This is a genomic window from uncultured Algibacter sp., assembly GCF_947490405.1.
Taxonomy (GTDB): Bacteria; Bacteroidota; Bacteroidia; order Flavobacteriales; family Flavobacteriaceae; genus Algibacter_B.
This window is the reverse complement of record NZ_CANLGU010000004.1, coordinates 135722-157059: the sequence shown is the minus strand read 5'-3', so window position 1 is coordinate 157059 and position 21338 is coordinate 135722. Positions and strand designations below refer to the sequence as shown.

The window sequence follows — 21338 nt, the reverse complement described above, 5'->3', positions numbered from 1 at the left end:
ACTGCAATCCCTAACGCAACCCACTCCTAACCCCTCCAAGGAATGGAATTTATACATCTATTAATATTTTAAGTTTTATTTAATCTTTTTAAGTAAGCCTTAATTTCTCTAACCACTTTAGGTGCCATAATAATAGTTGCCAACATAGTGGGTATTGCCATAAGTGCAAAAACACCGTCAATTAAATTTAACATCACACTAAAAGGCGTTGTTGCAGCAAGTATAATGCTCAAGATATAAATGTAATTATAATAATGCTTTTTATCAGCGCCAATTAAAAAAGACAAACATTTAGATCCATAATAAGCATACGAAAACAATGATGAAATACTAAAAATAGCCACACAAACCATAAGCAAATATTTACCATAAACAGGCATTGCATAATTAAAAGCAGAAGCTGTTAAACTTACACCATTATCCGAAGTGGTTTGCCATACACCTGTAACTAAAATAGCCAATGCTGTTAATGTACAAACTATTAAAGTATCAATAGCTGGTCCTAACATAGCAACTAAGCCTTCACGAACGGGTTCATCAGTTTTTGCTGCACCATGAGCCATGGGCGCAGTACCAATTCCAGCTTCGTTTGAAAATGCTCCACGGCGAATTCCTAGTAAAATTAAGGCACCTAAAACACCTCCCATAAACGCATCACCTTTGTAATAATCAGCTGAAAATGCATCTGTAAAAATCATCATAAAATATTTTGGTACTACTTCATAATTAGAAATTAGAATATACAGCACTAAAACAAAATATAATATGACCATAGAAGGCACCATTTTGGAAGCTGCATTACTAATGCGATTTAGCCCTCCAAGAATAATTACCGACGTTAAAGAAACAAGAATGAACGCCAAAATTAAATTCGATTTTAAACCGACTTCTACACCATTTGGAATTAATACAATATCATTTATGGCTTGTGTTAACTGATTAACATTAACAACAGGTAATGCGCCTAACATACCTAATAAACTAAACATTACAGCCAGAGGTTTCCATGCCTTTCCTAAACCTTCAGTTATAAAATACATGGGGCCACCTTGAATCTCGCCAGCAGTATCTTTTCCACGATACATAATAGCTAAAGTTGATGTGAAAAATTTGGTGGACATCCCCACAATGGCACTTATCCACATCCAAAACATCGCCCCGGGGCCACCAATAGAAATAGCTACAGCTACACCTGCAATATTTCCCATACCAATTGTAGAAGACAAAGCTGTAGTTAACGCTTTAAAGTGTGAGATTTGTCCAGGGTCATTGGGGTGATCATATTTACCTCTAAGTACATCAATCGCATGACCTAAGTATCGAAATGGTAAAAACCTAGACAAAACCAATAAATATAGCCCGCCACCTATTAACAAAATTACCAAGGGTAAGCCCCAAGCATAATTTGAAAAATCTTTAATGAGTTGCTCCATAAAAAGGTTTTATATTTTATAAATATATCACTTTACAAATATTTCAATTAATTATAAAGTATATTTAGGCATACTAAACTAACTTATGGTGCAATCTAATCGCCTATATTTTATTGACGCTGTTAGAGCATTTGCTATTTTAATGATGCTTCAAGGTCATTTTATAGACACATTATTGTCTCCTGCTTATAGAGATAATTCTAACACCTTATACAATATCTGGTCTTATTTTAGAGGTATTACAGCACCAACTTTTTTTACTATATCTGGATTAGTTTTTACTTACTTGTTATTGCGTGCTTATTCCAAAGGCAATGATAAGGCAAGAATTAAAAAAGGGCTTTTTAGAGGATTACTTCTTCTAGGGATTGGCTATAGTTTACGAATTAACTTAGTAAGTTGGTTATCAGGATATTTTAACCCATACTTTTTTGTAATAGATGTCTTGCAATGCATCGGTTTATCATTAATTTTCTTAATTATATTACACGTCTTATTTAAGAAATACAGTTACTTTTTTTCACTAGTGCTTTTTTCCATAGGATGTATTTGTTTTGTTACAGAACCACTTTACAGAAATCTAACTTTAGAAACTATACCAACATTTATAGCCAATTACATTACTAGTTCACATGGATCGGTATTTACTATTTTACCTTGGTTTGGATATTCAGCTTTTGGAGCCTTTATTTCTACTGTCTTTTTCAGACATCTACATCGAGGACGATTCAAAATTTCAACAATCATAACCTTTTTTATTGTAGGCTTATTTCTTATTTATTTTTCTTCTTTATTCCTTACCAGACTTAGCTATCTTACAAATATTGAATTATTTAAACTGAGTGCCGATTATAATTTTCTATTCACCCGTTTAGGAAATGTTCTTATCTTATTTGGAGTATTTTATGCTTTCGAAAACTTTTTAAAACAATCTATTATTGCACGAATTGGTGAAAAAACGCTTTCCATTTATGTTATACATTTTATTTTACTCTACGGAAGCTTTACTGGTTATGGATTAAAAAGGTTTTTAAGTAAATCTTTAGAGCCATCTACCGCAATATTTGGGGCCATCTTGTTTATGGTTATGGTTTGTTTTATTTCGTTTCACTATGCTAAAACCAATACTTTTGTTTATAATCTAATACGAAAATTGGTAGATACTATTAAAACTAAAAGAGATGGCTTACGATGAATATTTAGCAGATAGAATCCGTCAACAACTCAAAGAAAAACATATTGGTTTTTCAGAACTAAAAATGATGGGAGGTTTATGCTTTAAAGTAGATGATAAAATGCTTTGTGGTATTCATATCGATAAAAAATTTGGAGACAGTTTATTAATGGCTCGAATAGGCGAAGACTCTTATTTAAAAGTAATTGATAAACCCGAATGTTTACCCATGGATTTTACAGGACGCCCAATGAAAGGGTATATTTTTGTTACTCCAGATGGTTTTGATACTGAAAGTGAATTATCGTATTGGATAGATTTATGTTTAGCTTTTAATCCATTGGCTAAGGCAAGTAAATCTAGAAAACGAAATAGTTAAAAACGTATTATTTTATCTATTGAAGAGGTTCTCAAACTTAAAGATAACATGCCTTTAAATAATTATAGAAATGGCTACCAAAAAACTACAGAATTATGAGGTTTAATTATTAGTTTTGATTAAAAAATTATGACTTATAAAGCTGTTATTTTTGATTTAGATGGTACACTGGTAAATTCCATAAAAGACATCGCAGATGCTATGAATGTTGTACTGCAAAAACGAAACTATCCCACCTACGATTACGATACTTATAAAACCTTTGTGGGTAGCGGTGTAAAAAGCTTGGTTATAAAAGCCTTACCCAAAAATAAAACCAGCACAACAGAGGTAAATTTATGTCTTAACGATATGATGCAGGTGTATAGCGCATGTTGTACTTATAAAACAGAACCTTACCAAGGCATTTTAGAGCTTTTAGATACGCTACATAATAAAGGTTTAAAACTTGCCATTTTATCTAACAAAGAGGATGGCTTAACTAAAAAAGTAGCTTCAGCATTATTACCAGAATATATTACCCCTGTTTTAGGATTAAAAGACGAAGCCTTAAAAAAACCAAACCCAGAAGTGCTTTTGCAACTTTGCGAAACGCTAAATATAAACCCTGAAGAAGCCATTTACGTTGGTGATACTGACGTTGATATTTTAGTAGCAAAAAACGCCAATATGTGTGTTGTTGGGGTATCGTGGGGGTTTAGAGACCCGCAAGAATTAATAGCCCAAGGTGCAGATTTTATATTGCAAACGCCTAAGGATTTGCTTAACCTAGTTTAAGTACAATTAGCGTATTGATGCTCAAAATATTTCTAAAACAGATTAAAATATTGCTTTAAAATAAATAGTTGTGCTTATTGATTTTTGAATGAGAAAAATATAACTTCGCTTACTTGTGCTGAACTTGTTTCAGTATCGAACGATATAGTTCATTAAAACGAAACCATATCTAAACATTGTGTGTAATTAAATAGAACCTACTGATAATTGGAAAAGTCAATTAAAATAACTCGAAATCCTTATGAAGAACCTTATCACATTAATTTGATTTTTAAGGCTTCAAATGGAGACAGTATGGGACAACTTGAGATTTATGACAATGCGGATAGGCTTAAAAAATTAGCGGACGTTCTTGAAGATTTCCCATTTAAAGACGAGAAGAAATATTTATGGGAATTGGGTTCGGAAAAACCTAAGGATAGATTTGCATTCTATTTTAAGTGTGAATTCTCATTAATAAAACAAACGAGTGACTGTTTAGTCGGAATTAGGTTGAATAATAATGAAGACGGAATTGAAAAATCCATATCTGAATTTAATATACAATGCAAACCAGCGGAATTGAAAAAACTTGGACAACTATTCCGTGAATTTTCCAAATTGGAAAAAGAAACTCTGACTTGGAATGGACTAAATGGAAAAGTGGAATGAATAACTACAAACAACACTGTGTATAATTCATTGCTAGTAAAGGCTACTTACGAAAGTCCTTGCGGACTTTCTATCTGTTGATTTATTTGCTAACTTTAGTGCCTGCACACGCAACGAAATCATACACTAGACCGATAATCGCTAAAAAAAACAAACACCAAAACAATTTTGTTTAACTTATTTTTACAAAAATTAAACAAAATTGTATCTTTGTGTAAATAACTATGATTTTAGTCTTAAAAAATCATTTAGCAAAGCGATATATGTTTGGATTATTTAAAAAGAAATCAGAGAAAGAAAAACTACAAGATCAATACAAAAAGCTTTTGGAAGAGACGCACAAACTTTCTACTACCAATAGAAAGATGAGCGACCAAAAAGCATATGAGGCTGACGAGATTATGAAACAAATTGAAAAATTAGGCTAAGCCTTTGTTTACCATGAAAGCAGACAAAAAGCCTGATAACGTTGTGTTTAATACCGAAACTGAAGCCTATGACGCTGCGCTAAAGCCTTATGCAACTTCAGTTGGCGCACCTGTTATTAGCTCTACAGATAACACGCCTTGGAAAAACAGAAGCATCACCAAAATAAACCATAAAATAGAAACTAAATATTTAGAACTCCAAGCCGAATACAAAAAGATGATGGAAGAGTTTGAATACAACAAACTTATTTTTGATGCTAAATTTACGTTTGAACCTGTTATTGGTGAAGTATATCATTTATACAAGCGGGATAATGGCGAAACGTTTTTATCATTAATTGCACCTAATGAGTGTAACTTTAACGCATTAGGCAGTTTTTATTTAAATGCAGACCAAACGTGGCAAAAAGTCTAGCTTATAACTAAGTTACTTATTACAACATCACTCTACCTTAAAAACACGTTTTAGTGTTACGCGAATGTGATTTAACAGGTGTTATTTATTAACTATGTCAAAAAAGAATAGCACATATACCGATAAGTTATTCGCTAAATTGTAACACAATAAATAACTTGATTTATTTATCATTCTTATTATACTTCGAAATAATTCAATAAACTACTTGAAACATCCTAAAATTACTCTTAGTATATCCATACGATTTTTGGTATCTCACAAAACATAAATAATTATAAAAAATTACGTACAAATACGTATTGTTTTACAAGTAGGAAAATTCTAATTTTAACACATACTGAAACTCTCAGTGTGACATGAAATTCTAAAGCCAAGTAATCATTTAAAAAACAAAAACATGTGTACATCATTTTTAGCTTACAAATCCAATCTATTTGCCATAACAGGCAGATCTCTTGATTATGATCAAAGTAATAGTTATAAGACTATTATCACACCAACAGGTAACGTTTTTTCTTCTGTTCTAAACAATGGTGTTACTTGGACGTCATTATATAAAATTTGTACTGTTGCATCAGTTGTTAGTGATTCCAACTATCCAATTCCATTTGAAGGTATGAACTCTGTTGGAATTTCGATAAGTGGTAATCTAGCCAATGCACAATATCCTACAAGTAAATCTGGTAATGTTATTTCGTCTGATGACTTTGTAAATTATATATTAGCTCAGGTAGGTAACTTGAATCAAGTATCATCCTTACTTGCAAATTTAAATATACATAGTAAGTGGCAATACCATTATATTTTGTTTGATTCTTCTGGTAATAGTTTAGTGATAGAATTCAAAAATGGAGAAGTTATTTGTACACCTAATAAAACAAAAGTTTTAACAAACAACCCTGATTTAAATTTCCAGTTAGAAAACCAGAACAACTATGCAAATTGTAAAAATTGGTTTCCAGGAGCAACGCTTCCTGATTCAGGCGATCAGTTCCACGGTCAAGGCATGTTTGGAATACCAGGAGATTGGATGTCTACTTCAAGATTTACAAGAGTAAATACCATGTTAAACTATTCTACAAATTTAGTTACTGGAGTATCTGAAGCAATTTATTTAAGTAAAAAAATAATTGATTCCGCTAGCTTAATTAAGGGTATTGATTGTGGTTCTAGTTTTAGTGGAAAACCGATATATACTCAAATACAAATAATCAAAGATTTAATTAATAAAGTTATATACACAAGAGAATATGGAGTAAGTGATTGGACTATAAATAATTTATAGTCCAATACAATTACAAACATACTTTTTAACTTTAGTATATTATTTCAAATACGCTAAAACATTAGCTTCAATACGCTCTTGAATATTGGACACATCTGCCTTTACAAAGGTTTCGCCTGTGATGTTTTCGTAAAGTTCTATATAGCGTTCAGAAACTGTTTCTATATATTCATCGCTCATATGCGGTACCGTTTGTCCTTCTAAACCTTGAAACCCATTACTAATTAACCATTGGCGTACAAACTCTTTGCTTAATTGCTTTTGAGCTTCACTTCTATCTTGACGTTCTTGATAGCCTTCAGCATAAAAATAGCGTGAAGAATCTGGGGTGTGAATCTCATCAATTAATACAATTTTGCCATCTTTTGTTTTACCAAATTCATACTTGGTATCTACTAAAATTAAACCTCTTGACGCTGCAATTTCTGAACCTCTCTGAAATAATTTGCGCGTGTAATCTTCTAAAATCACATAATCTTCCTCTGAAACAATACCTTTTGCTAGTATGTCTTCTCTGGAAATATCCTCATCATGATCACCCATTTCTGCTTTAGTAGCTGGTGTGATGATAGGCTCTGGAAAGGCATCATTTTCTTTCATACCTTCTGGCATAGGCACACCACATAGCATACGCTTGCCTGCTTTATATTCACGAGCTGCGTGACCTGACATATACCCACGAATTACCATTTCTACTTTAAAGGGGTCGCATAAATGCCCAACAGCAACATTAGGATCTGGTGTTGCGGTTAGCCAATTGGGAACTAAATCTTCGGTAGCCGCCATCATTTTGGTAGCAATTTGATTGAGAATTTGTCCTTTATACGGAATGCCTTTTGGCATAACAACATCGAATGCAGATAATCTATCGGTGGCAACCATGACTAGTTCTTCGTCGTTAATATTGTAGACGGCCCGAACTTTTCCTTTATATAAACTCTTTTGTCCTGGGAAATTGAAATTGGTGTCTATTATGGTGTTACTCATTTTTTTTAATGTTTATGAGTTTATTTAATATCGCCATTACGAGGAGCATTTTTTTGCGACGTGGTAATCTCTTCCTTTTTAACAGATTGCCACATCACACAAAAAAGTGTGATTCGCAATGACGGTTCGTTGTTTATTCTAAAAAGCCCTAGCCCCGATTGAAGCGGCATCCTTTTTTTCTACAAAAAAAAGATATAGCGGAAAGCGGGAAATAGCTCCTAAAAAAAACATTAGTCTCTATTTTCTATGCTTTTATAAGCTTCAATAACTTTCTTTACAAGTTTATGGCGAATTACATCTTTGTCATCTAAAAAGATGATACCTACGCCATCAACATTTTTTAAAATTAATAGCGCTTCTTTTAAACCAGAAATGGTGCGACGAGGTAAATCAATTTGCCCAGGATCGCCTGTTAAAAGAAACTTTGCATGTTTACCCATACGTGTTAAAAACATTTTCATTTGGGCATGGGTGGTGTTTTGTGCTTCGTCTAGAATCACAAAAGCATTGTCTAAGGTTCGTCCACGCATAAAGGCTAATGGCGCTATTTGGATGGTACCTTTTTCAATGTAACTAGCTAATTTTTCTGGCGCAATCATATCTCGTAATGCATCGTAAAGCGGTTGCATATAGGGATCTAATTTTTCTTGCAAATCGCCAGGTAAAAACCCTAAATTCTCTCCAGCCTCTACTGCAGGACGTGTTAAAATAATACGCTTAACCTCTTTATTTTTTAAGGCTTGTACAGCTAAGGCAACACCTGTATAGGTTTTTCCCGTTCCTGCTGGACCAATAGCAAATACCATATCGTTTTTGTGCATGCTATCCACGAGTCTGCGTTGATTAGCCGTTTGAGCTTTTATCAATTTACCGCCTACACCATGTACTATGGTTTCTCCACTAGCTTTAGACGTTGTATAATCATCACTGCTTTGGCTCGTTAGGACACGTTCTATTGTGTTTTCATCAAGTTTATTATACTTCCCGAAATGTTTTAATAGCATGGTAATGCGTCTATCAAATTCCTCTAATAATTCTTCATCACCAAAGGCTTTAATTTTGTTACCGCGAGCTACAATTTTTAATTTAGGAAAGTACTTTTTAAGAAGTTCTATGTTTGCATTTTGAGCTCCAAAAAATTCTTTTGGAGTTATTTCTTCAAGTTCAATAATAATTTCGTTCAAAAGCGTGTTATAAGTTTAAAAGATTTACAAGTATAATATATTGAAATAATGTTTACTTAGATAAAATGATTTATTAGTTTTGTATATCATCTCTCAAACCCAAAAATACATAATTTTGGGTGAGTTAACATTAAAAACATATCAACAATTTTGCCTATGGCAATTATAACTTTAACAACTGATTTTGGGGAAAAAGATCACTTTGCTGGCGCGACAAAAGGCGCTATTTACAGTGAACTACCCGATGTTAAAATTGTTGATATCTCACACTCTGTTTCCCCTTTTAATATTCCTGAAGCGGCTTACATTATTCAAAATGCTTATAACAGTTTTCCAAAAGGGACCATTCATATTATAGGCATTGATTCTGAAATTAACCCAGAGAACAAACATATTGCCATTAAGCTAGACGAACACTACTTTGTTTGTGCTAATAATGGTATTATGAGTATGATATGCTCTGAAATTGCACCAGAGAAAATTGTTGAAATCAATATCCATGATAAAATTCAAACTAGTTTTCCTGTTTTAGATGTTTTTGTAAAAGTGGCCTGCCATATTGCCCGTGGTGGTACTTTAGAGGTTATTGGAAAAACCATTTCTGAGATAAAACCTATTAAAAACATTGTGCCTTACGTTAATGATGACAAAACACAGATTATAGGTAGCGTAATATATATTGATAATTATGGCAATGTAGTAACCAATATTAAGCGTAGTTTTTTTGAAACTGTTCAAAAAGGGCGTGATTTTGAAATTTCGGCTCGTAATTACACTTTTAAAAAGATTCTTAATAAATACAGTGATATTGTAAATTTTGAAATTCCGGAAAACAAACGAAACGATGAGGGTAGAAAACTTGTGGTTTTTAATTCTGGAGATTTTTTAGAAATTGCAGTTTATAAAAGTAATAGTGATACCGTTGGAAGTGCATCTACACTTTTAGGCTTAGGTTTAATGGATGCTGTGAGTATTAGTTTTGTAGCAAAACCTATTATACCTGAAGGTATTGAAATCCCGCAGAATATAACTAAAGCTGCGGACTACTAATTTAAAAAATATTTATGCTAGTAAGAATAGTAAAAATGGGATTTTACAAACAAAATGTAGAAGTATTTCTTGAGAATTTTGACAATACAAAAACCCAAATTAGAGCTTTTGAAGGTTGCGGATTTTTAGAATTGTATAGAGATAAAAACGATCCTAGTATATTTTTTACTTACAGTCATTGGGAGTCTGAAGAAGCCTTGGAAAATTATAGAAAGTCGGAATTATTTAATACGGTTTGGAGTAAAGTAAAACCCCTTTTTAGTATTAGGCCTGAAGCTTGGAGTGTTGATAAGTTGGAAAGTTTGGAGTAACAAATGAACCGTCATTGCGAAACAAATTAATAAATTTGTTGTGACAATCTGTTAAATTATAGAAAGATTACCATGTCGTTACCTCCTTGTAATGGCATACATATCGAAAAAGAAATGCTAGCAATTTTAAAAAAAGAAATAAACTCATTTTTCGCTTCTCCAATAGGGTATTTGGTTATTGCTATTTTTTTAGTTTTAAATGGGTTGTTCCTTTGGTTATTTAAAGGTGAATTCAATATTTTAGATTACGGATTTGCAGATTTATCATCCTTCTTTTTATTGGCACCTTGGATTTTGATATTCCTAATTCCTGCTGTTACTATGCGAAGCTTTTCAGATGAAAAGAAACAAGGCACTTTGGAGTTGCTTTTAACAAAACCTATCTCCCATTTTAATATTGTTTTAGGTAAATATTTTGGTGCGCTTGTTTTAATATTAATTGCGCTTTTGCCCACTTTGCTATATGTGTACACCGTTTATCAATTGGGTAACCCTATTGGCAATCTGGATATGGGAAGCATTTGGGGCTCTTATTTTGGCTTATTATTTTTAGTAACGGCTTATACAGCTATTGGTATATGCGCTTCAACATTATCAGATAATCAAATTGTAGCGTTTATATCTGCGGTTTTTATTTGTTTTATCTTTTATATTGGTTTTGAAGGTGTTGCAGAGTTTATCTCAAGTGATTTTATAGAGCAATTAGGCATGAGTACGCATTACAAAAGTATGAGCCGTGGTGTTTTAGATACCCGAGATATCATCTACTTTTTAAGCGTTACGTTGTTCTTTTTAATGCTAACTAAACTAAATATTAACAAAGTAAAATAAATGATTGTATCACCTTTATTTGTCATTTTTCTAGTGGTGGTTTTTATAGTCGTTTGGTTATTTGTAAATACCATAGATAAACGCAAATGGTTGACATTTTTAGTCAGTTTAGTATTAACTCCTGTTGTATATTTTTATTTGTTTTATCCGATGTTAAATATATTTAGTAGCTACCATCACGAAAAATATTTTGATGCTGAAGCTTGGGAAGACAAACCGGCATTACGTTACGAAATGACAAATCAAATTTTAACGGATAGTTTGTTTATAGGGAAAAACAAAAATGATATTAAAGTCCTTTTAGGAAAACCAGAATGGTATGGTTGGGACAACGCTATAAAAGCTAACTCAGAACAAAAATGGAATTACAATTTAGGTTTTAAACCCGGTGCATTCAACGATATGCAAGAATGTATAGAACTACAGTTTAAAAATAATATGGTTACATCTGTAAGACCTTATCAATTAGAAAAGACCTTTGAATAAGTATTTAAAACATATAATAATCCTTGTAGTTGCTTTAATTGCTCTTAACGTTATTAGCAGTAAGGTTTACAAGCGTTTCGATTTAACTTCAGACAATCGTTATACATTAAGCGATTCTTCTATAGAAATTATTAAAGATACAGACTCCCCTATTGTAGTTGATGTATTTTTAGAAGGCGAAGATTTTCCTTCTGAGTTTCGACGACTTAAAAATGAAACCAAACAGCTATTGGAAGAATTTCAAGCCGAAAACAGTAATATTGTCTTTAAATTTTTGAATCCACTTGAAGATGAATCAACTCGAGAAAGCAACATCCAACAACTTACTCAACGTGGATTAACACCCATGCAATTAAGTGTACAAGAGCAAGGTAAATCTACGCAAGCTGTTATTTTTCCATGGGCATTAGCAAGTTATAATGGGCAAACAGTTACCATTCCGTTAGTAAAAAATAAAATTGGTGCATCGCAACAAGAATTGGTTAATAATTCTGTTCAGCATTTGGAGTATGCGTTTGCTGATGGCTTTAGTAAACTTATAAAGCCAAAACGAAAAAAAATAGCCATCTTAAAAGGCAATAACCAATTAGAGGATAAATACTTAGTAGACTTCGCTAAAAAGCTAAAAGAATACTACTACATTGCACCTTTTACTTTGGATAGTGTGGCTTCAAATCCGCAAAACACCCTAAAAGCTATTGGTGCTTTTGATTTAATTATTTCTGCAAAACCCACCAAAGCCTTTACAGAAGAAGAAAAGTTGGTTTTAGACCAATACACAATGAATGGCGGAAAAAGCCTTTGGCTTATTGACGCTGTGGCTATGGAGAAAGATAGTCTATATAACGCTTCAGGAAAAAACTATGCGGTGCCTAGAGATTTAAATTTAACCGATTTCTTTTTTAAATATGGCGTCCGCATCAACCCTTATATGGTAAGTACACTTTACTCTGCGCCTATTACTTTGGCCATGGGAGAAGGCAGTCAATCACAATTCCAGCATTTAAAATGGCCCTATTCCCCTTTAGCGGGATCTAGTAGCAATCATCCTATTGTCAATAATTTAAACTTGGTACGTTTTGATTTTGCAAACCAAATTGACACACTTAAAAACAACCTTAACAAAACCATTCTACTTCAAAGTGCACCACTTACAAAATTAGAAGGTACACCACGCGAAGTAAGTTTAGAATTGGTTACTAAAGAGCAAAACCCTCAAGTTTTTAACAAGGGAAATCAAACACTTGCAGTGCTATTAGAAGGCGAGTTTCCTTCGGTTTACGAAAATCGTATTAAACCTTTTAATATTAATAACGCTAAAATAAAAAGCCCGCCAACAAAAATGATTGTTATAGCTGATGGTGATGTGATTAAAAACGACGTGATAAGAAATACCCCTCAAGAACTAGGGTTTGATAGATGGACGGGACAAACTTATGGCAACAAGGAATTTTTATTGAACGCCGTTAATTACTTATTAGACGATAATGGACTTATAAACATTCGGTCTAAAGAAATAGCGGTAGCCTTCTTAAATCAGCAAAAAATAGCCTCAGAAAAAACCAAATGGCAACTTATAAACATCTTACTACCACTCACATTACTTGCTGCCTTTGGTTTTGTTTTCAACTACCTCAGAAAGAAAAGATACGCTTCTTAAATGTTAATAAGTTTGTTTCCAAATAACCGCCTTTTGGAATATATTTGTAAGTAGCATAATTACAAATTAAACGAAGCAGGTTTCATGAAATTTATAGTATCCAGTACTTATTTATTAAAACAATTACAGGTTTTAGGTGGCGTTATTAATAGCTCGAACACCTTACCTATTTTAGATAATTTTTTATTTGAATTAGATAACAGTAAACTAACTGTTTCGGCCAGTGATTTAGAAACCACTATGGCATCAACTTTAGATGTTGAAAGTGATAGTGAAGGAAGCGTTGCTATTCCTGCTCGCTTGTTATTAGATACTTTAAAAACCTTCCCAGAGCAACCCTTAACTTTTGTTGTCGAAGACAATAATACAGTAGAAATAAGCTCTAACCACGGTAAATATGCTCTAGCTTATGCAGATGGTGCTGAATTCCCGAAGGCTGTAGCGCTTGAGGACCCAAGTAAAACTGTTGTAACTGGTGATGTATTAGCAACCGCTATTAGCAAAACTATTTTTGCTGCTGGAAATGATGATTTACGCCCCGTAATGAGTGGTGTGTTTTTTCAATTTTCTACAGAAGGCTTAACTTTTGTAGCAACAGATGCACATAAGCTAGTAAAATACACGCGTGAAGATGTAAAAGCCAACCAAGTGGCAGAATTTATTATGCCCAAAAAACCTTTAAATCTTTTAAAAGGTATTCTAGCTGCTAGTGAAGACGATGTAACCATTGAGTATAATGATAGTAATGCTAAATTTACATTTGAAAACTCTGAGTTGATTTGTCGATTGATAGACGGAAAATATCCAAACTACGAAGCGGTAATCCCGAAAGAGAACCCAAATAAATTAGTTATTGATAGAAACCAGTTTTTAAATTCTGTGCGTCGTGTTAGTATTTTCTCTAACAAAACCACACACCAAATACGCTTAAAAATTGCAGGTGCAGAATTAAATATTTCGGCAGAAGATATCGATTACAGCAATAAAGCCGAAGAGCGTTTAACTTGTGATTACCAAGGTGACGATATGCAAATAGGTTTTAACTCGCGTTTTTTAACTGAGATGCTGAATAACCTCAATGCCAATGATGTACAGTTAGAAATGAGCATGCCCAACAGAGCAGGTATTTTAACACCTGTAGATGGTTTAGATGATGGCGAACAAGTAACCATGTTGGTCATGCCAGTAATGTTAAACAATTAAATTCCTGCGAAGGCAGGAATCTCATAATATAAGCAGTAATCTCAAATAGATTGCTGCTTTTTTTGTCTCGCAAAGTCGCTAAGGCGCAACGTTTATATTAATGATAAAAAAAGTGCTGTTCTATTAATACTAATTTGGGCGTTACCCACAAGGGGTCGGACTATCCGTTACAAGTCCTCGCACCTCCTACGTCGGGCTGTGGGCTTTCCTCTTCTATCCCTAACGCGGGCTAATCTGCTAAGTCAATGTCTCTAAATCTTGGATTGGTTTATCTAAGTTGGTGAGTATTTAGAATTGATTTTTAAGAATGTATTGTTATAGTTGACTTTGTCAGAAAAATTAGCTAACTTCGTTTAACGTCGGATATAAGTCATTAAAACGACGCATATCCGCGGAACATTACCATACATTAGATGAAGAACATTACATTAATAATATTACTGATTTCTTTTCTTGGTTACGGACAAAGAAAAAGGGAGGTAATCGACAGTATTCATTCCAAAAGATTATGTCTAGGATACCCAGGAATAGTTGATATTCCAACAATTTCAGATGAATTTGAAAAATCTGAATATGTATTCACTGGAAAAGTTATAGAAATTATACGAAAAGAGACTCTTGAATCATCTGATATTGATGAAAATGGGCCAACAGATTTCCAACCAATTCAAAAGTACTGGTATGTTTTTGAAGTTTCTAAACTTTTTAAAGGAAAAAACAAGAAACATATTAAAATATTTGCAAGAATTTATAGCAGTACTTCTCCATTGTTAGTTTTAGATAAGGAATATTTGATTTATGCAAAAAAAGTATCAAAAAGAGAAAAAAAATATTTAGGACATTCCGACCCTTATATTTATTGTGGAGATAGATCTTGTCATATTAAATATGCTAAAAAAGATATCGTTGAGTTAAAAAAAATGATAGAATAAAAAACGTATGGTAACAATGTATAACCGCAATTACGGCGGATTCGACTACGTCCGAATCCACTCGGAATTGCTAACGTCTGTGCCAAACCGAAAATTAACGCATATTAACCCGTAACTGACGGTTATACGAGACCGTTAAACGAACCTGTCCCTAAAAACAAACAATCTTTTAAGTTTTTAATTAGCAGCCTATGCAAAAAACAAATAAACCAACCTCTTGGATTTATGTTTTAAAAGACCTTATTGACGCTTATTTTAAAAGTGCTAATAAGAAACCTAGAACGTGGCACCAACATGTTGTGCCTTACGAAGATGGTTGGGCTGTACGACGTGAGGGTAATAAACGTATTACCTCTAAACACCGAAAGCAAAGTACAGCTATAAACAAAGCCAAAACGATAGCTAAACGCCGTAATGCTGATGTGATTATCCATCACGCCAGTGGAGGGATACGTGAGCGTATTAATTATGACTAATGCTTAAATGGAAACGTGCTTTCTGCGTTAAGGATTGCAGTGGCATCCTTTTTAAAAGCTGGAAACTATAAATTTTTGAAGCAACTAGAATTTGACAGATAGTTACGTCCTCTCGGACTCACTATGACGTTTTAAAAAGATATAACGAAACATTTATGTTCATGAATTCAAAAATTTAAAATAGAAATGCATGAATAAAAGTCTGACCCTTTTTGAGGTAACGCCCAAAACATTAAAACAAATCTCCCGATTGATACTGAAACAAGTTGAGCACAAGAATTGGGATTTGTGATAATAATTATTGTCAGGTTGAGCGCAGTCGAAACCTCTTAGGTTTTCTACTTTCCAAGACATTTCGACTGCGCTCAATGTGACAAGTCGTTTTTATTTAAAGTTAAGTTTTACTAAAAAAAACGCCCACTAAAAGTGAGCGCTTTGGTTTATCTCGTAAATCGATTAAGGAATTTGCCTTAAAAGATTCCCGTCTACACGGGAATTCACTAACTAATAAAATTAAGAGATAAAGGATATGTTGGTGCTTCGCCTCGGCTTGCTCTTATGGCATTTACAATAGGGAATACTACTGATATAACGCCTAAAATAACAAAACCTAAAAGGCCTAAACCGAATAATAATATTAACGGAATACAGATGAGGCAATACACGATTAAACTTAACTGGAAGTTTATAATGTTTTTTCCATGGGTATCCATTTGATACACTTTTTCTTTTTGTGTAAGCCATAGCACTAGCGGTAATAATAAACTACCAAAACCAGTAACCAAAGTGATTAACTGACTTAAATGCGTGATGACTAATAATTGATTGTCTTGTCTCATGATGATTGATTTATTGATTGATACTTATATGACGCATATAAGTTTGAAATGTTACACCTTGAGTGGGGAAATATTAATTTTGGATGCCGTGATCTTTTAGGATTTTCTGGTAATCTGGATTGTCTTTTAAATACTTAAAGAATGATTTACTTTCTCTGCGAAAAGTTCTAGTTTGCTTATTCCTTATAGTATCTAAATGAAATAAAACACTATCGGTTTCTTTTAAGGCTGAAAAAACGACGGCGAGTTGATGGCTTTTTTCTGTGCGGTACGCATTTTTTCTTATGGAATCTAGTATTCTGTAACCTGAAAGCGTGTCGCCTACTTTTACATAACAATAGCCCAAGAAGCGATTGAAAACATCTTTTGTTTTTACAATATCTTCTAAATGTGGGATGGCTTTATCAAACTTATCTTGATCTAAATATAAATTAAAATACGCACGATCTACAACCAATTGATTACTACTACCGTGTAATTCTTGAATTTTATTGAGTAGTGTTTCTGCTCTTTGATACTCGTAATTCGTCATTAACGCTCTAAAATAACTGTTGGCTGTTGGGAAGGATAAAGGATCTAATCTATAAGCAATTTCTGCTTGCTCTAACTGCTTTTTAGTTTGATTGGTATACATAAAAAATGTAGAGTACTGATGTCTTGCCGTTAAATCGTTGGGAGAAAGTGCAATGGCTTTTTTAAAGGCAGCATCGGCAGCTTCTTGATTACCTTGAAAATTATTAATAAGTCCTCTTACGGAGTAAATTCTTGATACTTTATCATTAATAGCTTCTGCTTTTTCTAAATAACTTGCCGATAATTCTGAGGCTTCTTTAACGTTTCTATCAGAATAATAGGTTTCTAAATAAATAGAATTGGCAATTTCTGCGTAAGCTTCTGCATAATCAGGATCTAAAGCAATAGCCTCTTTATAAAACACAATGCTTTTTGCTAAACTTTCTTTATTGCGCTTATCGGCTTCATTTCTACCTTCTAAAAACAACTTATAGGCTTCAATATTTTTTGTTGGCACAATGGCTAACCCTTGTTGTTCTTCAAAAGACAAATTAAGTTCTAAGGCATCAACAATTTCTTCAGAAACCTCGGTTTGTAAACTGAAAATATTAGTTAAGGTTTTATCATAGTTTTCTGCCCACAAATGCTCGTCTGTTACAGCATCAATCAATTGTGCTGTTATTCTAACATCATCGCCGTACTTTCTAATACTACCCTCCAAAATATAAGACACACCCAATTCTTCGGCTATTTCTGGAATTGTTTTTTCGGTGTTTTTATATTGCATTACCGAGGTTCTTGAAATAACGCGTAAGTCTTTTAGTTTTGATAATTGGGTTAAGATATCTTCTGTGATACCATCCCTAAAAAATTCCGCATCATCATCTGTACTTAAATTATCAAAAGGCAAAACAGCTATAGATAGGTCGTTAGAAATTTCAGCTTTTTCTTTAAAGTTTTGGTATACTATTAACGCAGATAATAAAACTACAAATGCGGTTATTGCTAAAATTAAAGCCTTCTTTTTTGAAATGTTTTTTTCACTATTATTTGGTAACGTTTTTAATTTACCCTTAACCTCTTCTGGCTTAGGCACCACTAACCCATCATTTGAAATAGCAAATAATGGCATAGCATCTTCAACATTTTTTAACTCATAAGCGTCTAAAAACGTTGTTTTTATATGTTTATGACTTCTAATTTGATCGTGAACTTTATCTGAAATTAAAATGCTTCCAGATACCGCACAAGATTCTATTCTTGAAGCCACATTTACAGCGTCTCCAATAATATCATCTTTAGAATGAATAATATCGCCTACATGGATTCCAATCCGAATTGGGATTTTAGGGTCTTCAAGAAATGCTTTTTGTAATTCTATGGCGCAATCTACCGCCTCTACGGTGCTTTTAAAAGTACTTAGTGTACCATCGCCAAAATATTGAATGATTTTACCATTGTATGCCTCGGTCGTCATTTCAAAAGTATTTCTATGACGCTCTCGCATTTGTACAGCCTCCTTTTCATTATGCTGCATTAATGAGGTGTACCCCTCAATATCAGTAAACATAATAGCTGCTAGATGACGGTTGGTTGACATTTTAATAATAGCATTAGGTGCTACTAAATTAATTAAATATCTTTAATCAGTAAGGTTTAAAATTATTCTACTAAAAATAATTAATATCTTTAGCTTGAATAACCAAATTGATTATTAACATAGTGGACAAAAATAGTATTCAATTTTTATCTGAAATTCCTTTTTTTTCTGAAATTTCTAATGAGTCGCTTCGTCATTTATCTGAACACATTACCGAAGAAACATACATTAAGAATGAAGTGATTTTTGAAAAGAATACCATTGGCAATTCTATGTATGCGGTTTTGGAAGGTTCGGTAAAAATTCATGATAAAACCTATGTTTATGATACCTTATCTAAAGGGGATTGTTTTGGGGAATATGCTTTGATAGATAATGAAACACGTTCTGCATCAGTTACTGCTTTAGAAAAAACCAAGGTTTTAAAAATTGAACGCGACCATTTTCTTGACTTGCTTCAAGATGATAGCGGTTTTGCTCAAGGGATTTTATCGGTAATGATAAAACGGCATCGTGATCTTGATACCATTCAGGAGCGCTTAGCATCTTCAAAAATTGAAATTGAAAATGCTAATGGGAAATTAAGCGGCCTTATTAATGGTGCTATGGACGCTATTATTATGTTTGGTAACGATTTTAAAATTATTCTTACCAATCCTTCTGCCAATAAGTTATTAGAAAATGATGATGTGTTACAACGTAACGTTTTATTCTTTTTTGATGACGAAAGTGCTGATATTATTAAAGGTATCGTAAAATCTGAGGATAACAATAAAGCCGTTAATACATACCTTCCAGATGTTGTTAAAGTAATAGGTTCTGGAGATACAGAAACTTTAAACGAAGGTACCATTAGCAAATATGGTTCTGATACTAATCCATTTTACACCCTTATTTTAAGAAATATTGAAGAGCGATTAATTGCTGAGGATAAAATAAGTTTACTCACAAAACAAACGCAATATTTAGAAGAAGAAATCCAAGAGCTTACCAGCAGTTATGGGATAATAGCTGAAAACAAAAAGATGAAAGAGGCATTAAACCTTATTCATCAAGTTGCAAAAACTGATGCTACCGTTTTAATACATGGCGAAACCGGAACTGGAAAAGAGTTGGTTGCTCGTGCTATTCATAAAGAAAGTAATAGAAATGACAAACCTTTAATCAGGATTAACTGCGGCGCGATTCCTGCAAATCTTATTGAAAGTGAATTGTTCGGTCACAAAAAAGGGGCATTTACAGGAGCAACAGTAGATAGAAAAGGACGTTTTTTATTAGCGGATAGAGGCACTATATTTTTAGATGAAATTGGAGAAATGCCTTTGGAATTGCAACCCAAGCTACTTCGCGTTATACAAGAAGGCGAGTTTGATCCTGTTGGTAGTTCTGAAACTATTAAAGTTGATGTTCGTATTATTGCCGCTTCACACAGAAATCTTTTTGAATTTTCTAAAGAAGGTAAATTCAGAGAAGATTTGTATTATCGATTGAATGTATTTCCTATTAACGTGCCTGCTTTAAAAGAACGCGGAAACGATATTTGTTTAATTGCCGAAGAAATGATACAGCAGTTTTCTAAAAAACTGAATAAACAAATTCTGGCTTTATCTGATAACGACAAAGCTTTGTTAAGTAACTATGAATGGCCAGGGAATGTTAGAGAGCTTCAAAATTTAATTGAACGTGCCGTTATTGTATCGCAAAACGGAGCTATTAATTGGCAAGCTATTATACCCAATAATACAGATATTACTGAAATTCAAAAAGAAGCCCCTCAAGAAAAAATACTAACCTCAAAAGAGTTAGTGGCTTTGGAAAAAGAAAATATCCTGAAAGCATTAAGGCAAACCAAATGGAAAATATCTGGTGCTAATGGTGCCGCTTCTTTATTAGACTTACCTCCTACTACATTGGCCTCTAGAATTAAGGCGCTGAAAATAGAACGTCCGATTTAAAACTTACGACATTTCATAAATCTAATCACGATATTTCGTTAATATTCGAATTATCGTAACATTTAATTATGCCTAAAAACCATGTAATTATATGATTTTCAATTGATTAAAATGTTTGGCATGCCATTAGCATAATACCAACCAAACAATAATGTTTAACAATTTAAAATTAGAAAAAATGATTACAACAGCAAATGTAAAAAACGGAGTAAACGTAGATCAATTAGTTGAAACTATCAACCACATTCAAGAACAGCCAGAATTAGCAAAATTTGAATTCAGAGCTAAAAACAACTGGATTGATGGCGGACATTGTGTATCTAGTATCAAAAGCTTTTATGGTGCAGGACAAGAAGATTCTACTCGTGAAGAAACATTCACAATGGAATGTAGCCACCCACAAGTATTATTAGGAGCTGATGAAGCTGCTACACCACCAGAGGTATTATTACACGCATTAAGCTCATGCTTAACTGGAGCTATGGTTTATCATGCAGCAGCTAACGGCGTTGATATTGAAGGTGCAGAATCTAGCATCCAAGGTAATGCTGATTTACACGGATTCTTAGGATTAGATCCTGAAGTACGTATGGGATTTGACGGTATCAAATTCAGATTAAATGTAAAATCTGATGCCACTGCAGAACAATTAGAAAACTTTGCTAAGTTCTCTCCTGTATTTGACATGATTAGCAACCCTACTCCAATTTCAATTGAAATTGTAAAGCAGTAGTAAGCACCTTTAAAAAATGGCTACTCGAAAACT

Annotated in this window: 22 protein-coding genes; 17 read left to right on the top strand and 5 right to left on the bottom strand. The window is 33.2% G+C overall.

Annotated elements, in window-relative coordinates; all coding sequences use genetic code 11:
* Nucleotides 1-68: 68 nt before the first annotated feature.
* A complete protein-coding gene (locus Q0772_RS10395; RefSeq protein ID WP_298344014.1) occupies nucleotides 69-1433 on the bottom strand; it encodes an alanine/glycine:cation symporter family protein in 1365 nt (454 codons plus the stop codon).
* A gap of 85 nt (nucleotides 1434-1518) precedes the next feature.
* On the opposite strand from Q0772_RS10395, the gene Q0772_RS10390 reads away from it, so the two are divergent.
* The 7 genes from Q0772_RS10390 to Q0772_RS10360 all read left to right on the top strand — a co-directional run bounded on the left by Q0772_RS10390 (nucleotide 1519) and on the right by Q0772_RS10360 (nucleotide 6545).
* Entirely contained in the window at nucleotides 1519-2628 is a 1110-nt protein-coding gene (locus Q0772_RS10390; RefSeq protein WP_298344011.1) for a heparan-alpha-glucosaminide N-acetyltransferase domain-containing protein, read from the top strand.
* Complete coding sequence (locus Q0772_RS10385) at nucleotides 2615-2986, top strand: TfoX/Sxy family protein (RefSeq protein WP_298344009.1); 372 nt, start codon at nucleotides 2615-2617, stop codon at nucleotides 2984-2986. The genes Q0772_RS10390 and Q0772_RS10385 overlap by 14 nt, the downstream gene beginning before the upstream one ends.
* Nucleotides 2987-3115: 129 nt before the next feature.
* Nucleotides 3116-3763: an HAD family hydrolase gene (locus tag Q0772_RS10380; protein WP_298344007.1), complete on the top strand. Its 648-nt coding sequence runs from the start codon at nucleotides 3116-3118 to the stop codon at nucleotides 3761-3763.
* A gap of 207 nt (nucleotides 3764-3970) precedes the next feature.
* The gene (locus tag Q0772_RS10375) at nucleotides 3971-4414 is read left to right on the top strand and encodes a hypothetical protein (RefSeq protein WP_298344004.1); all 444 of its coding nucleotides are present in this window, start codon (nucleotides 3971-3973) and stop codon (nucleotides 4412-4414) included.
* Between the two features lie 263 nt (nucleotides 4415-4677).
* The gene (locus Q0772_RS10370; RefSeq protein WP_298344640.1) at nucleotides 4678-4842 is read left to right on the top strand and encodes a Lacal_2735 family protein; all 165 of its coding nucleotides are present in this window, start codon (nucleotides 4678-4680) and stop codon (nucleotides 4840-4842) included.
* A 13-nt stretch (nucleotides 4843-4855) separates the two neighbouring features.
* The gene (locus tag Q0772_RS10365) at nucleotides 4856-5257 is read left to right on the top strand and encodes a DUF2452 domain-containing protein (protein WP_298344003.1); all 402 of its coding nucleotides are present in this window, start codon (nucleotides 4856-4858) and stop codon (nucleotides 5255-5257) included.
* 400 nt (nucleotides 5258-5657) lie between these two features.
* Complete coding sequence (locus Q0772_RS10360) at nucleotides 5658-6545, top strand: linear amide C-N hydrolase (protein WP_298343998.1); 888 nt, start codon at nucleotides 5658-5660, stop codon at nucleotides 6543-6545.
* Between the two features lie 39 nt (nucleotides 6546-6584).
* On the opposite strand, the gene Q0772_RS10355 is transcribed toward Q0772_RS10360, so the two are convergent.
* Nucleotides 6585-7532 (bottom strand): phosphoribosylaminoimidazolesuccinocarboxamide synthase, encoded by a 948-nt coding sequence (locus tag Q0772_RS10355; protein ID WP_298343994.1) that lies wholly within the window; start codon nucleotides 7530-7532, stop codon nucleotides 6585-6587.
* A gap of 230 nt (nucleotides 7533-7762) precedes the next feature.
* On the bottom strand, nucleotides 7763-8716 hold the full coding sequence (locus tag Q0772_RS10350) for a PhoH family protein (RefSeq protein WP_298343992.1): 954 nt from the start codon (nucleotides 8714-8716) through the stop codon (nucleotides 7763-7765).
* A 156-nt stretch (nucleotides 8717-8872) separates the two neighbouring features.
* Between Q0772_RS10350 and Q0772_RS10345 the strand changes: the two genes are divergently transcribed.
* The 8 genes from Q0772_RS10345 to Q0772_RS10310 all read left to right on the top strand — a co-directional run bounded on the left by Q0772_RS10345 (nucleotide 8873) and on the right by Q0772_RS10310 (nucleotide 15665).
* Entirely contained in the window at nucleotides 8873-9766 is an 894-nt protein-coding gene (locus Q0772_RS10345) for an SAM-dependent chlorinase/fluorinase (RefSeq protein ID WP_298343989.1), read from the top strand.
* A gap of 14 nt (nucleotides 9767-9780) precedes the next feature.
* Nucleotides 9781-10077 (top strand): antibiotic biosynthesis monooxygenase, encoded by a 297-nt coding sequence (locus tag Q0772_RS10340; protein WP_298343986.1) that lies wholly within the window; start codon nucleotides 9781-9783, stop codon nucleotides 10075-10077.
* A 114-nt stretch (nucleotides 10078-10191) separates the two neighbouring features.
* Entirely contained in the window at nucleotides 10192-10908 is a 717-nt protein-coding gene (gene gldF / locus Q0772_RS10335) for a gliding motility-associated ABC transporter permease subunit GldF (protein WP_298344637.1), read from the top strand.
* The gene (locus Q0772_RS10330; RefSeq protein WP_298343983.1) at nucleotides 10909-11394 is read left to right on the top strand and encodes a hypothetical protein; all 486 of its coding nucleotides are present in this window, start codon (nucleotides 10909-10911) and stop codon (nucleotides 11392-11394) included.
* Nucleotides 11387-13054: a gliding motility-associated ABC transporter substrate-binding protein GldG gene (gene gldG / locus Q0772_RS10325; RefSeq protein WP_298343980.1), complete on the top strand. Its 1668-nt coding sequence runs from the start codon at nucleotides 11387-11389 to the stop codon at nucleotides 13052-13054. The genes Q0772_RS10330 and gldG overlap by 8 nt, the downstream gene beginning before the upstream one ends.
* An 84-nt stretch (nucleotides 13055-13138) precedes the next feature.
* Nucleotides 13139-14257 carry a DNA polymerase III subunit beta gene (dnaN, locus tag Q0772_RS10320; protein WP_298343977.1) on the top strand — a complete coding sequence of 373 codons (1119 nt, stop codon included), beginning with the start codon at nucleotides 13139-13141 and terminating at the stop codon, nucleotides 14255-14257.
* A gap of 413 nt (nucleotides 14258-14670) precedes the next feature.
* On the top strand, nucleotides 14671-15189 hold the full coding sequence (locus Q0772_RS10315; RefSeq protein WP_298343974.1) for a hypothetical protein: 519 nt from the start codon (nucleotides 14671-14673) through the stop codon (nucleotides 15187-15189).
* Nucleotides 15190-15380: 191 nt separating this feature from the next.
* Nucleotides 15381-15665, top strand: a complete 285-nt coding sequence (locus Q0772_RS10310) for a DUF2188 domain-containing protein (protein ID WP_298343971.1) — start codon at nucleotides 15381-15383, stop codon at nucleotides 15663-15665.
* 500 nt (nucleotides 15666-16165) lie between these two features.
* Here Q0772_RS10310 and Q0772_RS10305 read toward each other — a convergent pair whose 3' ends face one another.
* Entirely contained in the window at nucleotides 16166-16504 is a 339-nt protein-coding gene (locus tag Q0772_RS10305; protein ID WP_298343969.1) for a DUF4870 domain-containing protein, read from the bottom strand.
* 73 nt (nucleotides 16505-16577) lie between these two features.
* Nucleotides 16578-18617 carry an adenylate/guanylate cyclase domain-containing protein gene (locus Q0772_RS10300; RefSeq protein WP_298343966.1) on the bottom strand — a complete coding sequence of 680 codons (2040 nt, stop codon included), beginning with the start codon at nucleotides 18615-18617 and terminating at the stop codon, nucleotides 16578-16580.
* Between the two features lie 122 nt (nucleotides 18618-18739).
* Between Q0772_RS10300 and Q0772_RS10295 the strand changes: the two genes are divergently transcribed.
* Both Q0772_RS10295 and Q0772_RS10290 read left to right on the top strand, forming a co-directional pair.
* Nucleotides 18740-20572 carry a sigma 54-interacting transcriptional regulator gene (locus Q0772_RS10295; RefSeq protein WP_298343964.1) on the top strand — a complete coding sequence of 611 codons (1833 nt, stop codon included), beginning with the start codon at nucleotides 18740-18742 and terminating at the stop codon, nucleotides 20570-20572.
* A 178-nt stretch (nucleotides 20573-20750) separates the two neighbouring features.
* Nucleotides 20751-21305, top strand: a complete 555-nt coding sequence (locus Q0772_RS10290; RefSeq protein WP_109353067.1) for an OsmC family protein — start codon at nucleotides 20751-20753, stop codon at nucleotides 21303-21305.
* Nucleotides 21306-21338: the final 33 nt, after the last annotated feature.

What these genes read in the sequence shown, in the direction of transcription:
- Q0772_RS10365 (WP_298344003.1), top strand. Translation starts at nt 4,856, where the DNA reads ATGAAAGCAGACAAAAAGCCTGATAACGTTGTGTTTAATACCGAAACT.
- Q0772_RS10395 (WP_298344014.1), bottom strand. Translation starts at nt 1,433, where the DNA reads ATGGAGCAACTCATTAAAGATTTTTCAAATTATGCTTGGGGCTTACCC.
- Q0772_RS10310 (WP_298343971.1), top strand. Translation starts at nt 15,381, where the DNA reads ATGCAAAAAACAAATAAACCAACCTCTTGGATTTATGTTTTAAAAGAC.
- Q0772_RS10380 (WP_298344007.1), top strand. Translation starts at nt 3,116, where the DNA reads ATGACTTATAAAGCTGTTATTTTTGATTTAGATGGTACACTGGTAAAT.
- Q0772_RS10290 (WP_109353067.1), top strand. Translation starts at nt 20,751, where the DNA reads ATGATTACAACAGCAAATGTAAAAAACGGAGTAAACGTAGATCAATTA.
- Q0772_RS10390 (WP_298344011.1), top strand. Translation starts at nt 1,519, where the DNA reads ATGGTGCAATCTAATCGCCTATATTTTATTGACGCTGTTAGAGCATTT.
- dnaN (WP_298343977.1), top strand. Translation starts at nt 13,139, where the DNA reads ATGAAATTTATAGTATCCAGTACTTATTTATTAAAACAATTACAGGTT.
- gldF (WP_298344637.1), top strand. Translation starts at nt 10,192, where the DNA reads ATGCTAGCAATTTTAAAAAAAGAAATAAACTCATTTTTCGCTTCTCCA.
- Q0772_RS10330 (WP_298343983.1), top strand. Translation starts at nt 10,909, where the DNA reads ATGATTGTATCACCTTTATTTGTCATTTTTCTAGTGGTGGTTTTTATA.
- Q0772_RS10305 (WP_298343969.1), bottom strand. Translation starts at nt 16,504, where the DNA reads ATGAGACAAGACAATCAATTATTAGTCATCACGCATTTAAGTCAGTTA.
- Q0772_RS10340 (WP_298343986.1), top strand. Translation starts at nt 9,781, where the DNA reads ATGCTAGTAAGAATAGTAAAAATGGGATTTTACAAACAAAATGTAGAA.
- Q0772_RS10355 (WP_298343994.1), bottom strand. Translation starts at nt 7,532, where the DNA reads ATGAGTAACACCATAATAGACACCAATTTCAATTTCCCAGGACAAAAG.
- Q0772_RS10360 (WP_298343998.1), top strand. Translation starts at nt 5,658, where the DNA reads ATGTGTACATCATTTTTAGCTTACAAATCCAATCTATTTGCCATAACA.
- Q0772_RS10385 (WP_298344009.1), top strand. Translation starts at nt 2,615, where the DNA reads ATGGCTTACGATGAATATTTAGCAGATAGAATCCGTCAACAACTCAAA.
- Q0772_RS10300 (WP_298343966.1), bottom strand. Translation starts at nt 18,617, where the DNA reads ATGTCAACCAACCGTCATCTAGCAGCTATTATGTTTACTGATATTGAG.
- Q0772_RS10370 (WP_298344640.1), top strand. Translation starts at nt 4,678, where the DNA reads ATGTTTGGATTATTTAAAAAGAAATCAGAGAAAGAAAAACTACAAGAT.
- Q0772_RS10315 (WP_298343974.1), top strand. Translation starts at nt 14,671, where the DNA reads ATGAAGAACATTACATTAATAATATTACTGATTTCTTTTCTTGGTTAC.
- Q0772_RS10345 (WP_298343989.1), top strand. Translation starts at nt 8,873, where the DNA reads ATGGCAATTATAACTTTAACAACTGATTTTGGGGAAAAAGATCACTTT.